8 protein-coding genes are annotated in these 14,760 nt (G+C 65.4%); 3 read left to right on the forward strand and 5 right to left on the reverse strand.

From position 1 onward, the window contains the following. Positions 1-161 precede the first annotated feature (161 nt). Positions 162-7,109: a response regulator gene (locus FLQ03_RS09805; protein WP_144371243.1), complete on the forward strand. Its 6,948-nt coding sequence runs from the start codon at positions 162-164 to the stop codon at positions 7,107-7,109. Then, entirely contained in the window at positions 7,106-8,050 is a 945-nt protein-coding gene (locus FLQ03_RS09810) for a diguanylate cyclase domain-containing protein (protein ID WP_144371244.1), read from the forward strand. The genes FLQ03_RS09805 and FLQ03_RS09810 overlap by 4 nt, the downstream gene beginning before the upstream one ends. 73 nt (positions 8,051-8,123) lie before the next feature. Here the strand turns inward: FLQ03_RS09810 and FLQ03_RS09815 are convergent, their stop codons facing one another. From FLQ03_RS09815 to FLQ03_RS09830, 4 genes are all read right to left on the reverse strand, one after another. Then, positions 8,124-8,750 carry a 2OG-Fe(II) oxygenase gene (locus FLQ03_RS09815; protein ID WP_144371245.1) on the reverse strand — a complete coding sequence of 209 codons (627 nt, stop codon included), beginning with the start codon at positions 8,748-8,750 and terminating at the stop codon, positions 8,124-8,126. 69 nt (positions 8,751-8,819) lie between these two features. Beyond that, positions 8,820-9,245, reverse strand: a complete 426-nt coding sequence (locus FLQ03_RS09820; protein WP_144371246.1) for a DUF6691 family protein — start codon at positions 9,243-9,245, stop codon at positions 8,820-8,822. Further along, positions 9,245-9,703 carry a YeeE/YedE family protein gene (locus FLQ03_RS09825; protein WP_144371247.1) on the reverse strand — a complete coding sequence of 153 codons (459 nt, stop codon included), beginning with the start codon at positions 9,701-9,703 and terminating at the stop codon, positions 9,245-9,247. The genes FLQ03_RS09820 and FLQ03_RS09825 overlap by 1 nt, the downstream gene beginning before the upstream one ends. A 67-nt stretch (positions 9,704-9,770) precedes the next feature. Then, a complete protein-coding gene (locus FLQ03_RS09830; RefSeq protein WP_144371248.1) occupies positions 9,771-10,694 on the reverse strand; it encodes an alpha/beta fold hydrolase in 924 nt (307 codons plus the stop codon). Positions 10,695-10,845: 151 nt separating this feature from the next. Between FLQ03_RS09830 and FLQ03_RS09835 the strand changes: the two genes are divergently transcribed. Beyond that, positions 10,846-12,081 carry a DEAD/DEAH box helicase gene (locus FLQ03_RS09835; RefSeq protein ID WP_144371249.1) on the forward strand — a complete coding sequence of 412 codons (1,236 nt, stop codon included), beginning with the start codon at positions 10,846-10,848 and terminating at the stop codon, positions 12,079-12,081. Here FLQ03_RS09835 and FLQ03_RS09840 read toward each other — a convergent pair. Beyond that, positions 12,078-14,753 carry a putative bifunctional diguanylate cyclase/phosphodiesterase gene (locus tag FLQ03_RS09840; RefSeq protein ID WP_144371250.1) on the reverse strand — a complete coding sequence of 892 codons (2,676 nt, stop codon included), beginning with the start codon at positions 14,751-14,753 and terminating at the stop codon, positions 12,078-12,080. The two genes, FLQ03_RS09835 and FLQ03_RS09840, sit on opposite strands and share 4 nt — an antisense overlap. Between the last annotated feature and the right edge of the window lie 7 nt (positions 14,754-14,760).

The following is a 14,760-nucleotide window of genomic DNA, read 5'->3' on the forward strand; positions in this document are numbered from 1 at the left end:
ATGCATAGAAATATTGGCATCCGACTCGGCGTTTCACAGAAAATCATAAAATAACAATGGGTAAATAAATAAACCCACACAAATAAGGCACGCATGCCCCGGCAAACGGCCAGGCTACCCGCCATGGCCCTGTGCACACGCAGGAATACAAGGTTCACACCATGATCTCTCTGCCCGCCTATACCAGTGGTAGCCTGCTCTACGACAGCGGTCGCACCCTTGTCTACCGCAGCCACCGCCAGGCCGATGGCTTGCCCGTCATTCTGAAAGTGCTGCGCCCCACCGCGCGCGACAGCGATGAAGTCAGCCGCTTTCAGGCCGAGTACGCTTGCCTGCAGCGTCTGTCCCATGCCGGTATCGTCCAGGCCCATGCTTTGCTGCAACACCAGCAACACTGGGTGATGGTGCTGGAAGACTGCGGTGGCGAAGCACTAAGCCACGTCGTGCAGCGCTGCCCACCCGGAGCCGGGCTGACACCGACGCTGGCACTGGAAATGGCCTTGCAGCTGTGCGATGCGCTGCACGCGGTACACCAGGCCGGGCTGGTGCACCGCGATGTCAACCCGGCCAACATCGTCTGGCAGGCAACACGTCACCAGTTACAGCTGATCGACTTCGGCCTTGCCTGCCCGCCACGCAGCGACACACAGCCAGGCGTGCTGCACGAAGGCACGCTGGCGTACAGTTCGCCGGAGCACACCGGCCGCACCAGCCATGGCCTGGACCATCGTGCCGATTACTATTCAATGGGCGTGACCCTGTACCAGTTGCTATGCGGCCAACTACCGTTTGACAACCAGGACAGCATGGAGCTGATCCACGCCCACCTGGCCCGGGTACCCGACTACCAGCACCCGGCCCTGGCCGCCCTCCCCCCGCAACTGCTAGCTATCGTGCAGCGACTGCTGGAAAAGCACCCAGACCGCCGCTACCAGAGCATGGCCCAGATCAAGTGCGACCTGCTGCTTTGCCAACCGCTGCTGGACGAGGGCCAGACCGGCCCTGCCCTGCCGGCACAACACGGCACCCGCCGCGGCCACCTGCAACTGTCCGAGCAGCTATACGGCCGCGACACCGCCCTCGCTCAGCTACAGCAAAGCCTGCAACGCTGCCGCCAGCCACATAGCGAGCTTTGCCTGATCGGCGGGCATGCCGGTATCGGCAAGACTGCACTGGCCGAAGCGCTGCGCCTGCCGGCCACCCAGGCGGGCAGCTTTTTCATCGCCGGCAAGTGCGAACAATACCGGCGTCACATGCCCTACGCCGCCGTGCTGCAGGCACTGCGCCAGTTGCTGCAGCAGCTGCTGACGCTACCGCGCGCGCAAGTGGCGCAATGGGCCACCTTGCTGCATCAGCAACTGGGCACGGGGTGCAACACACTGGCCCGGGTATTGCCCGAACTGGCGCTGCTGCTGCCTGACACCGCCGCAAGCGCGCTAGCGCCTGGCAGCGACAGCGCGGCACTCCCCCCGTTGCTGGCCTCGCTTGTTGCCGTATTCGCCAGCCCGCATCATCCGCTGGTCATCCTGCTGGACGACCTGCAATGGGCCGACCAGGCCACGCTGGACCTGCTCGCCTTGCTGCTGGTACAGCACCCCCACATTCTGTTGCTGGGCACCTATCGCGAACTGGACAACGGCGAGGAGCCCCCGCTTGCCAAGCTGCTGGCCCAATTGGACCGCCAGGAAGCCGCCACCAGCATCCTGTTGCCCGCCCCCCTGGACCACGCACAGATTGCGCACTGGCTGGCCGACAGCCTGCAGGTGCCCGCCGACACACTGGGTGAGCTGGCTGCACTGTGCCTGCACAAAACCGGCGGTAACCCTTTTTTCCTGCGCCAGTTTGTCCGTAGCCTGCAGGATGGCGGGCTACTGCATTTTCATCCGGACAAGCAATGCTGGTTTTGGCAAACCGACGCCGTCGCGGCCACGCCTGTTACCGATAATGTCCTGACATGGATGGTGGATAAAGTCCACCAGCTGCCGCCCGCCCATCAGCAACTGCTGCAGCTGGCCGCCACGCTGGGCAACCGCTTTGCCCTTGACCGCCTGGCAGCCCTGGCTGGCCTCACCCGGCACAGCGCGCGACAACAGCTGCAGAGTGCCCTGCAAGCCGAGCTGCTGCAGGTGGAAAACCGACAAGGTGACGACGAGTACTATCACTTTCCGCATGACCGTATCCAGCAAGCGGCCTACGTGTTGCTCGACGAAGCGGGGCGCCAGCGCCAACACCTGAACGTTGGCCGCAAGCTGCTGGCCGAGCTGGAAGCCGGCCGTAGCGACACCGACCTGTACGGCATTCTGGCGCAGCTCAATGCCGCCCTGCCGCTACTACGGGCACCCGAGGAGCGGGCACAACTGGCAGCGCTGAATGCCCAGGCCGGCCAGCAGGCCCTGCAGACGGCTGCTTACCCGGCAGCCCTGCATCATCTGCAACTGGCGCGCCAGCTGCTGCCCGCCGACAGCCCGCCTGCGGCGCAACACCGTATCCTGCTGGCCCTGTGCCAGGCCGCCAGCCACTGCCAGCAGTGGGCGCTGGCCGATGCACTTTACCCGCAACTGGAAGCCCTGGCTGCCAACCCGGACGCCTGCATCGCCGGCTACCGCATACAAATGCAGCAGTACCTGCTGCAAGCGCGCTACCAGGAAGCGCTGGCCCTGCAATGCCGGGGCCTGGCGCAGCTAGGCATTCCCCTGCCGCAAGACGACGATGCACAACAGTGCATGCTGCAGGACTTGTACCGGCAACTGGGCACTGCCGACGGCGGGCCGGACAGCCAGCAGCTGGCCGCCTTGCCGCTGATGCAGAACCCGCAAGCCCGTGATGCACTGGCCTTGCTGTTCGGTGTCAGTCATGCCGCCTATCTGTGCGGCCAACATGCGCTGGACACGCTGGCCATCCTGCACATGACACGGCTGTCGTTGCAGCATGGCCACGGTGAAAGCTCGCCGTTTGCCTATGTGCTGTACGCCTCGCTGCTGGCACGCGAGTTCGACCATGCCGATGCGGCCGAGCGCATCGGGCAATTTGCCATGCAGCTGGCGCAGCAGCAGCCAGCCATCGACATTCGCGGCAATACCGCGTTCTTGTACGCCAGCGTGCTGGGGCACTGGCAGCACCCGCTGCGACAGCTGGATGCCTATTACGAACAGGCACTGCAAGACAGCCGCGACAGCGGTGACCGGCTCAATATCGGCTACCTGCTGGCCGTACGCGGCAGCGACCGCCTGCTGCAAGGCCAGTACCTGCCCACCCTGCTGGAGCTGGCCGAACAAGACCTGCAGCAGCTGCAAAGCCTGCATTTGCAGGCCATGTATGACTGCGCCTGCGTCGGCAGCATCCAGCCGATCTGCTGCCTGATGGGGCTGACCTACCATCCGCACAGCTTCGATGACGAATCGTTCAGCGAGCAAGACTTCCTGCAGCGCTATCACGACCGGCCGATGCAGCTGGCCTACTACTATCACGGCAAGCTGATGACGGCCTGCCTGCTGCAGGCGCCCGATGCACTGGCGCTCAGTACGCAACTGCCGCTGATTGCAACCCGGCTGGCCGGCCAGTTCAAGGTGAGTGAAGCCGGCTTCTACCGTGCCATCATCCTGGCCCGCGCCCTGCGCGCCAGCCCCGATGACCCGCAAGCCAGCACCTGGCGGCAGCAACTGCAGGCTCAGCTGGCTCAGCACGCCCGCTGGCAAGCACGTTGCCCGGAGAACTTTGCCGCCCGCCATGCGCTGCTGCAGGCCGAACTGGCCCGTTGCGATGGCGAGGCGCTGGCCGCGCAACAGGCTTACCAAAAGGCCATCAATCTGGCCAATCACCATGGTTTCCAGCACCTGTCGGCGCTGGCCAGCGAATGCTACGGCGACTACTGGCTGGCCTGCGGCCAACACAGTATTGCCCGCCTGTTTCTGCAGCAGGCCTGGCAGGGCTACCAGGCCTGGGGCGCAGCCGGCAAATGCCGACAAATGCAGCAGCACTATCAGCTGCGCGGGCTGACGCTGCTGCCGCCACCTGCCGGCAAGCCCGGCGGCGTCAGCGATACCGCAGCGCCCGCCAGCCATCAGGGCGCGCTCGACCTGGCCTCCATCCTGAAAGCCACCCGCGCCCTGTCTGGCGAGCTGGGGCTGGAACGGGTGCTGGCCCGCTTGCTGGAGATCGTCAGCGAAAACACTGGCGCCCAGCACGCGCGCCTGTTGTTGCAATACCAGGATCACTGGCTACTGGAGCGCGGCGAGGGCAAGCCGGAACCGGTACTGCTGGACGCCCGCCAGCACCCGCAGCTGCCGCTGACACTGGTGCGCTACGTCATCCGTACCGGCGAAGCGTTGCTGGAAGGCGATCTTGCCCGCTCGCAGCGCTTCAACCACGACCCCTACGTGGAGCAGCACCAGCCAAGCTCGGTGCTGTGCCTGCCCATCCTGCGCAAGCAGCAGGTGATCGGCGTGCTGTACCTGGAAAACCGCCTGATCAGCCATGCCTTCAGCCACGAACGGCTGACCTTTCTGCGCATGCTGGTGCTGCAGGCGCTGGTATCCATCGACAATGCCCGCCTGTACGACAACCTGGAGCGCCAGGTACAGGAACGCACCAAGCGGCTTGACCGCATCCGGCTGGAGCAACAGGCCATTCTGGATAACGCGTTGGTCGGCATCGCCTTCGTGCGCGACCGCATCATCCAGCACTGTAACCAGGGCTTCTGCCAGATGCTGGGCTATGGCGAAGACGAGCTCACGCTGCAATCCACCCGCTGCCTGTACCAGCATGAAAGCGACTACCAGCTGGTAGGTCACCAGACCCGGCATAGCCCGCTGGCCACCGACATGGCGCTGCAACGCAAGGACGGCAGCACGGTGTGGTGCGCCATCCACGCCAAGCTGGTGAACCCGGACGACCCCGACGCCGGCATGGTGGTGGTGATCATGGACATCAGCGCGCGCAAGGCCGCCGAACACGACATGCAGGAGTCGCGGCAGCGTGCCGAGGAAGCCACCCGTACCAAATCGCTGTTCCTGGCCAATATGAGCCACGAGATCCGCACCCCGATGAACGCCATCCTCGGCATGGCGCGGCTGGCGCTGCAACGCGCGCCGGACCTGCAGGTCAGCCATTACCTGCACAAGATCCTGTCCTCCGGCGAAGGCCTGCTGCAGATCCTCAACGACATCCTCGACTTTTCCAAGATCGAGGCCGGCAAGCTGGCGCTGGAAAGCGTGCCGTTCGCGCTGGACGACGTGCTGGAGCGCGTGGCCGACGTGCTGGTGCTGCGCACCCAGGACAAGCCGGTGGAGCCGGTATTCCGCGTAGCAGCCGACGTACCGCAACGGCTGATCGGCGACCCGCTGCGGCTGGAACAGATCCTGTGCAACCTGGCCAGCAACGCGGCCAAATTCACCGAACGCGGCCAGATCACCCTCAGCGTCAGCGCCAGCCGGCGCGACCCGTTCAACGTCACCCTGCGCTTTGCGCTGCAGGATAGCGGCATCGGCATCGAACCGGCGCTGCGTGAGCACCTGTTCCATTCCTTTACCCAGGCCGACGGCTCGGTCACCCGCCGCTATGGCGGCACCGGCCTGGGGCTGGCCATCTGCAAGCAACTGGCCAGCCTGATGCAAGCAGAACTGCAGGTGGATAGCCAGCCGGGCCAGGGCAGCTGCTTCAGCCTGCTGCTGACGCTGCCGTGGCAAGCCGAAGCCGTGCGCAAGCCGGCACTGCGCCCGTTGCAGGTACTGGTGGCGGACGATCACCCGCATACCCGCAGCGCCTTGTGCGACATGCTGCACCAGTTCGGCATGCACGCCAGCGAGGCCAGTGACGGCGTCAGCACACTGGGCATGCTGTACCAGGCGCAGGAACAAGGTGATGCCATCGACCTGCTACTGCTGGACAGCGACATGCCGGGCTGGAGCGCACCGGAAACACTGCAACGCATCCGCGATGCCCGCCTGCTGCGCCAGCCGGTAGTCGTGATGATGAACCATGGTTATCACCACGCAGACAGCGAGCATGTTTCCGGCGTAGAGGGCGCGCTGAACAAACCGGTCCGCCCTGCTGCCCTGCAGGCGCAGCTGCAACTGCTGGCCGGCCACCGCCAGCCGCCGCGACAGGACAGCCAGGCCCAACTGCAACAACAGCTGGCCAGCCTGTCTGGCGTGGCAGGTAACCGCATCCTGCTGGTGGACGACAACGCCATCAACCGCGAAGTGGTACTGGGCTTGCTGGAAAACAGCGGGCTGTTGATAGACGTGGCCGAAAACGGCATTGACGCCGTCGACGCCGTCAATTGCAGCCACTACGACCTGGTATTGATGGACATCCAGATGCCGTTGCTGGACGGCTTTGCCGCCACGCGACAGATCCGGGCCAACCCGGCACACGCCGGCTTGCCCATTGTGGCGCTCAGCGCCCACGCCATGGTCAGCGACCACCAGGCCAGCCAAGCCGCCGGCATGAACGACCACCTGGACAAACCCATTGTGCCCGCAGCGCTGGTGGCCGCCCTGCTGCGCTGGCTGCCGGTACGCCAGACCAGCCAGCCGCGCCGCGTCTTCCTGCCCGGACGGCAATACGATCTGGCACAACGCCTGCGCCAGCATTTCGTGGCCAGCTACCGTCCGCTACCGGCCAAGCTGCAACTGCTGCACGAAACCGGCGACTGGGCCAGCATCGAGTACCACACCCACAGCCTGAAAGCGGCCGCCGCCTATGTGGACGCACCGCGACTGTCCGCCCTGGCCAGCAGTATCGAAAAAGCACTGCGCGACCATCAACGGTTGGCCGCAGAGGCTTTGTTGCCCGAAATGCAGGACGAGCTGGAAAACACCCTGCAACGGCTGCAGACCAGCATGCCGCCGCCGGAAGCCCTACCTGCGCAGCCGCGGCCGTTACCGGAACAGCTACGCCTGCTGCAACAGCTGCAAGATAAACTCAAGCATGCCGACTCCCGAGCCGATGAAGCATTACAGGCGCTTTTCGAGGCGATGCCGCAGGAATGTCATGAACAACTGGGTAATATAGGCAAACTGTTAGACCAGATAGAATATGATCAGGCTTATCGACAATTGCAGTCACTGATCAAGAAGCTGGACTCGCCTATCGGAAGTACCACATGAAGCAACAACAAAAAATCCTGATTGTGGACGATGTCATCATCAATCTGCATCTGCTGGACGGTCTGCTGAAAGCCGACTACACCGTACTGATGGCCAAAAGCGGCCAGCAGGCGCTACAACTTGCCCGAGAACATCTGCCCGATCTGGTGTTGCTGGACGTGGTCATGCCGGAGATGGACGGCTTTGCCGTGTTGCAGGCACTGCGACACGATGCCCGCACCAAGAACATTCCGGTCATTTTCATTACCGGCCAGGACCGGCCGGAGGACGAAGCGCAGGGTTTGCTGCGCGGCGCGGTGGACTACATTACCAAGCCGCTGAACGAAGTCATCGTCAAGGCGCGTGTGGCCACCCACCTGAAGCTGGAGCGCCAGCGCCGCATGCTGGAAAGCCTGGCCAATATCGATGGCCTGACCGAGCTGGCCAACCGCCGCCAGCTCGACCAGGCCTACCACGGCGAGTGGGAACGCGCGCGCCGCAACCAGCTGCCGCTGTCGGTAGCCATCCTGGACGTCGACTGCTTCAAGCAATACAACGACCACTGCGGCCACGCCATGGGCGACCGCGTGCTGCAGCAGCTGGCACAAGCCATCGCCAGCAACCTGGGGCGCCCGGGCGACCTGGCCGCCCGCTACGGCGGCGAGGAGTTCGTGGTGCTGCTGCCGGCCACCCAGCCGCAAGGGGCGTGGCAATTACTGGAGAGCATGCGCCGCACCGTGGAAGCGATGGGCATTCCGCACCCTGCCTCCCAGGTTAGTCCCTTCGTCACCATCAGTGCCGGCGTGGCCAGCCTGCGCGCCGGCATTGCCACCCCCGCGGCCTTGCTGCAGCTGGCCGACCAGCGTCTGTACCAGGCCAAGCGAGCCGGGCGCAACTGCGTCATTGGCGACTATGGCCTGGCGCCGTGCCACAGCCTGAGCCAGTGTTCTGGCGAAGGCTGAACGCGCCCCGCCATTCTCGCCATACCACGCGCCGGGTCAGCGGCCCACCGCCACGACAACCTTGTCGCGACGCTTACAGCACCCGGTCGCTGCGGCGGCGGTACCAGCCGGTAACCGACAGCCGCTGCTGACGCGCCGGCAGCACCTCGTGCCAGAAGCGGTCCGACAGGAACAACACTAGCGTGCCGGCCTCCGGCACCACATCGATATGGGTCTGGCAGTCCGGGTCCAGATACAGGCGGATCTCGCCGCCCGCGTCCTGCGGCCAACCTTCATTCAGATAGAACACCGTGGTCAGCGTGCGCGCGTCGTCGTCGCGGAAGCGGTCAAGGTGCTTCTTGTAGAACGCGCCGGTGGGGTACACGGCAAAGTGCGATTCCAGCTCGGCCAGGCCCAGGTACAGGCCGCGGTTCACCGCGTGCATGATGTCGTCCATCGCCGCGTTATAGGCCTGCACCGCCGGGGCGTCGGCCACCTGGTCCAGCCACAACACCGAATCACTGCGGATTTCGGCGCGGCGAGCCTGGCCGGCGGCACGCCCGGTAGCGGCCTCGTGGAAGCGGCCGGCGTCCCATACCGCCAGGCAGGTATCGCGCAGCTGCTGCACCAGCTCGGCCGGCAGCGCGTGGGGAATCACCACCCAGCCCTTGTCGGCCAGGGTGTCGAGAACGGAATCAAGGTCGAATGGCAGTGCGCTCATGGCGGAATCCGGCAAACACATCAAGGCGGGCTTTGTACCACGCCGGCCCGCCGGCGCCAATGCGCCAGATCAAGTTGCGCGGCTTGCCCACCAGCCATGCAGGCCGCCACCGGCCAGCATGCCCAGCAAGGCCAGCCCCAGTGCCCCGTCGCCGCCGCCCAGCCCGGCCAGCGCAGGTGCCGGGCACACGCCGCACAGCCCCCAGCCGATACCGAACAGCACACCACCAGCCAGCGTGCGGCGCGTCAACACAAACGGTCGTTGCTGATAGCGGCCACCCAGCCACGGCTGCGCTCGCCAGCGTGGCCACAGCTGGAACACCAGCAGGTTGATCGCCACCGCCGCCCCCAGTACCAGCAGCAGGCCCAGGTCGCGGAAAGTCAGAAAATCCAGCACGGTTTCCGGCCGTGCCATGCCGGACACCATCAGGCCGGCGGCAAACAGCCCACCCGCCGCCAAGGTGCACACTGCATCGAGAACCTGCTTGTTCATCATCAGCCCCCCGCCTGCATCAGCTGCGCCGTGACGATGGCGCTGGCCAGAAAGGTCAATACCATCACCAGCGAACCAGCCGACAACGATGCCATGCCGCAAATACCATGACCCGAGGTACACCCCCCGCCCAGGCGGGCCCCGAAACCGGCCAGCACGCCGCCCAGCAATAGCTGCCAGGGCGCTATGGCGGTTGCCGGCAAGCCCCAACCGGCCAGCGTCAGCAGTGCCCCGCCAGCCAGCATGCCCAGCGCGTACAACAAGCGCCAATGGCGGCTGTCGCGCAACGCAGCTTGCTGGAAAAAAGACGCACGGCTGACATAGCTCCAGAGGCTGCTGAACACGCTACTGGCGCCGCCCTGGCGGCCGGTGGTGATGAACAGCAGCGCCACGCCGCTGCCGATCAACGCGCCACCAGCCAGGTAACGGGCAAAACCATTGGGGAAATAGAGGTCGATCATCAAGGTTGGCCGCAAGCAAAATGCCACTATACCAAAACCTTAATTGAATGCACGCCACCAAACCAGGCTAGTAGTTTTCTTCCACCATGCCGTGGCGGCCGGCCAACCATTCCAGCACCAGCGGAAAATGGTCGTGCACCGCGTCCGGGTGCGTCAGCAGGCTGACATGGTCGTAATCGTGGCGGTAGCCGGTGCGGCGCGCCAGCAGGTGCACGCGCGACAGGTGGGCGCCGCTCTCGTTGCGAAAATGCTTCACGTCCAGCGGGTTGCCGCGGCACGGGTCGTTTTGCGCTGCCAGGTACAGCGCCGGCGGCAGCATATGACGGCGGGCAGCGGCGGCGTAATCGAAGCCGTCATCGCTGTCCACCCACGGCCGCACCTTGGCCCAGGCCTTGCTCTGGCGGTGGCTTTTATCGGTTTCGTCGTCGGCGCCCAGGCCGATGCGTCGCGCCGGCAGGTAGCCCACGCTGCGGCACAGCAGCCGTGCCACACCGTTCCACATCAGGTCCACTTCCAGCAGCTTGTTCAGATTACGCGCCCGCACGCTGCGCTTGCTGCCGAAGTACACCAGGCTGGCCACCTCGGCTATCAGCTCGGGGCGGTACAGCAAGGCGCTGTTCATGTGCACCCCACCCCAGGAGTGCGCCATCCAGTGCACGCGCTGGCCACCGCTGAGCTGCCGCGCCAGCGCGTGCAGCGCCGGCAGGTCCTCGCGGATGATTTCGGTCTGGCCGTGGCGGCTATGGCGGCCGATGCGCGGCGTGCTGCGGCCGCGACCGCGCAAATCGGCCACGTACACGTCGTAGCCCTGGCGCGCCAGCCAGTGCGCCAGCCCCTTGCCGCTGTCGGAATAAAAAATGCGGCCATTGGCCATCACGCCGTGCACCATCAGCACCGGCTCGCCGTCGCGTTCCGGGTGGCGGATGCGCTTTACATACAGCGTGTCGTGCGCGGTAACGGGCAAGAACAGGTCTTCTTCGCGGTTTTTCATGGCAGATGGCAGCAGGCAGCGTTTATCGAACAAGCGCTTGAATGATCAACACCGTCTGCGCTGCCGTCAACCCTGGCGCCACCACAGCGTAGGCTGGTTACCACAGCACAAACCCCGTAGACTGCGCGCTTTACCCCGCAGGCCCGCCTTCATGTCCTTTACCCACCTGGCGCTTGACCCCGCGCTGCAACGCGCACTGGCCGACGCCGGCTTCGATACCGCCACCCCCATCCAGCAAGCCGCCATTCCGCCGCTGCTGGCCGGCCACGACGTACTGGCCACCGCCCGCACCGGCGCCGGCAAGACCGCCGCCTACTGCCTGCCGCTGCTGCAACGGCACCTGCAGCCCGGCGCCCGCCGCTGCACGCTGATCCTGCTGCCAACGCGCGAACTGGCACAGCAGGTGGGCGATACGATATGGCAGCTGTCGGCGCACCTGAAACGGCCGAAGATCGTGGTGGCTTATGGCGGGGTATCGATCAATCCGCAACTGCTGGCGCTGCGCGGCGGTGCCGACTTCATCGTTGCCACGCCGGGCCGCCTGCTGGACCTGATAACCAATAACGCCGTGCCGCTGGGCGATATCGGCACGCTGGTGCTGGACGAAGCCGACCGCCTGCTGGCGCTGGGCTTTGCCGACGAGCTGGGCCGCATCCTGACCTTGCTGCCGGCACAGCGGCAAACGCTGCTGTTTTCGGCCACCTTTGCGGCCAACGTACAAAAGCTGGCCGCCAGCCTGCTGCGCAACCCGCAGCGCATTGCCATTGCAGATGAGGCGGCACCGGCCATCACCCAGCGCGCCATCGACATCAACGCCGCCGACCGCCGCGCGGTGCTGCTGACCCTGCTGCACAGCGGCGACTGGCCGCAGGCACTGGTATTCGTCAACAGCAAGCACGACGCCGCCGAGCTGGCGCAATGGCTACAGCGCGAAGGCGTCCGCGCCGCCGCGCTGCACGGCGAACTGGCCCAAGGCCGGCGCGAACGGGTACTGGCCAACCTGAAAGACGGCACCTTGCAAGTGCTGGTAGCCACCGACCTGGCTGCACGCGGCATCGATATCACCGCGCTGCCGCTGGTGATCAACGCCGAGCTGCCGCGCTCGCCGCAGGACTACACCCACCGCATCGGCCGCACCGGCCGCGCCGGGCTGGCCGGCACCGCCATCAGCCTGATCGACGCCGACAGCCGTGCCCACTTCCGCCTGATCGAAAAACGGCTGGGGCTGAAGCTGGCACGCGAACAGCTGGCCGGCTACCCCGCCACTGATACGCCGGCGCCAAGGTTGGCCGCCGCCGACGACAACGGCGGTATCAAAGGCAAACGGATGAGCAAGAAAGACAAGCTGCGCGCCGCAGCAGCGGCGGCAAACAGCAGCAAGCCCTAACGCGGTGCGGGGTGGGTGCCGGGCGGCGGTAGCAGATGGCGGATTTCCAGTTGCCGCTCGAAGCTGTCCACCGCCATCGGCCGCCCGAACAGGAAACCCTGGAAACGGGTGCAACCCCGTTGCAGCAAGCAGGCATGCTGCGCAGCCGTTTCCACCCCCTCGGCCAGCACTTCCAGCTGCAGGCTGCGTGCCAGCGCCAATACCATGTCCACAATGGCGGCGTCGTTGCCTTCTTCCAGCGCGCCCTGCACGAAAGACTGGTCCAGCTTCAGTTGATCCAGCGGCAACTGGCGCAGGTAGCTCAGCGACGAATAACCGGTACCGAAATCGTCCAGCGCAAAGCGTACCCCCAACCGGCGTAGCGCGCGCATCTTGTCGATAGCGTGCAGCATGTCGTCCATCAGCACGCTTTCGGTCAGCTCCAGCAGCAGCTGGCCAGGCGGCGCGCCGGTCTGTGCCAGGATGGCTTCTACCTGTGCGACGAAACCGGGCTGCCGCAGCTGGCAGACACTGATGTTGACCGACAGCTGCAAACCGGCCGTTTGTGGCTGCGCTGCCCAGCGCACCAGCTGCCAGCATGCCTGCTCCAGCACCCACTGACCAATGGGTAGGATCAGCCCGCTTTCTTCAGCCAGCGGCAGGAAGGCGTCCGGCTGCAACTCGCCCAGCGCCGCACTCTGCCAGCGCAGCAAGGCTTCTGCCCCTAGGATGCGGCCGTCGGCCCCCACTTGCGGCTGGTAGTACAGGCGCAACTCGTCGCGCTGCAGCGCCTGCCGCAGCGCCTTTTCCAGCTTTGCCTGCGCTGCCACGCTGTGCTGCATGGCGGCATCAAAGAAGCACACCGCATTGCGGCCGGCAGCCTTGGCGCTATAGAGCGCCAGGTCGGCACGCTTCATCAGGTCGTCACTGTGCCGCGGCCCGTCGGCAAACAGCGAAATGCCGATGCTGGGCGTGCAGTGGTAGTCGTGACCAGCCAGGTCGTACGGCCGGTTCAGCGCCAGGCGCAGGCTTTCCCCCAGCCGTTGTACGCAGGCTGCGGCCTCCTCCACCGTGCTGCCCAGTGCCGGCAGCAGGATCACGAACTCGTCGCCACCCAGCCGCGCCACGGTGTCGCCATCGGCCACCCCCTCCTGCAAGCGGCCACCCACCTGCTGCAGCAGGATGTCTCCCATGTCGTGGCCCAGCGTGTCGTTCAGGGTCTTGAAGTTGTCGAGGTCGATGAACATCAGCCCGCCCTCCTGGCCCGGCTGGCCGTGACGCAGCGCCAGTTGCAGCCGCTCCAGCAGCAGACGGCGGTTGGGCAGCCGGGTGAGCGGGTCGTAGTAGGCCAGGTCGCGGATTTCCTGCTCCTGCGCCTTGCGCTGGGTAATGTCGGTCAGCATGGCCACATAGTGGCTGACCTCGCCGCTATCGTCCTGCACGGCGGTGATGGTGAGCCATTCCGGATAAATCTCGCCGCTCTTGCGACGGTTCCATACCTCGCCGCTCCAGCTGCCGTGCGTCAGCAGGCTGTGCCATAGCAGCTGGTAAAACTCGGGGCCATGGCGGCCGGAACGCAACAAGGCGGGGGTTTGCCCCACCGCTTCGTCTGCTTGGTAACCGGTAATGTCGCTGAAGGCGCGGTTGACGCGCAGGATGATGCTGCGGGTGTCGGTGACAAAAATGCCTTCCTGCGATTCGAATGCCGCAGCCGCGATGCGCAAATCCTCCTCGTCGCGGGCGCGGGCACGCGCCAGCCGCTCGAAACGCAGGAAATACAGCGTGGCCAGGCCCAGTAGCAAGGCCAGCGCCAGCCCCACCACCAGCGCGGTACGGGCAGCTTCGCGGCGCCATGCTGCCAAGGCCTGCGCCTCGTCCAGCAACACGGTCAACACGAAGGGGTAGACACGCGAGGCGCGGTAGGCCACCAGCTTGGCCGTACCGTTACGTTGCAGCTCTCGGTAGCTGTCGGCATCGGTCTGTGCCAGGCGCGACAGCAACAGACGGCTGTGGCCCGGGCTGCCTGCTACCGCCTCGGGGGCGGTACTGAGCAGGCGGCTGCCGTCATAACGCAGCAACTCCACCACGCCCTGCTGCGGCGTGATGTGGTTGCCGTAGAAATTGAGGAAGTAATCGGTGTTCTGCGTGGCCAGCACCGTGCGCCAGCGGTCGGACGACAACGCCACATCCAGCGATACCGGAATGAAGCTGACCCCGGCCAACGCCGCTTTGCCGTGGCGGGCCATGTCGGCAAAATCGCGGCCATGGCTCAGCGCGCCGGTACGCAGCACCTCCAGCGGGCCGGTACTTTGCGGCATGAAAACGTCAACCGCCACGGGCACCCCCAGGTTGGCCGGGTTGCTGCTGGCGACAATGCGGCCATCCGCCCCCAATACCGCCAGGCTGCGCAAGTACGGCGCCTGCTGCAAGAAAGTTTGCAGCCGATGGCTTTCCGGCTCGGTACTGGCCGCCAGCAGCAGCGTGCGCTCCACCACATTCAGGCTTTGTGTCAGATGGTCTTCCAGCGCCTGAGCCGTCAATGCGGCCAGGGCAAACTGGCGCGACAGCGCTTCGCTGCGCAAGCGCCACAACACCGAAGTGGTGGCGACGGCCACGCCCACTACCACCAGCAGAACGGTCAGCAGGAAGGTGGTGCGGTGGCTGGGACGGGTCAGGCTTTGCATGCTGGCCATGGCAAAC

Source organism: Vogesella urethralis, assembly GCF_007644045.2.
Classification (GTDB): domain Bacteria; phylum Pseudomonadota; class Gammaproteobacteria; order Burkholderiales; family Chromobacteriaceae; genus Vogesella; species Vogesella urethralis.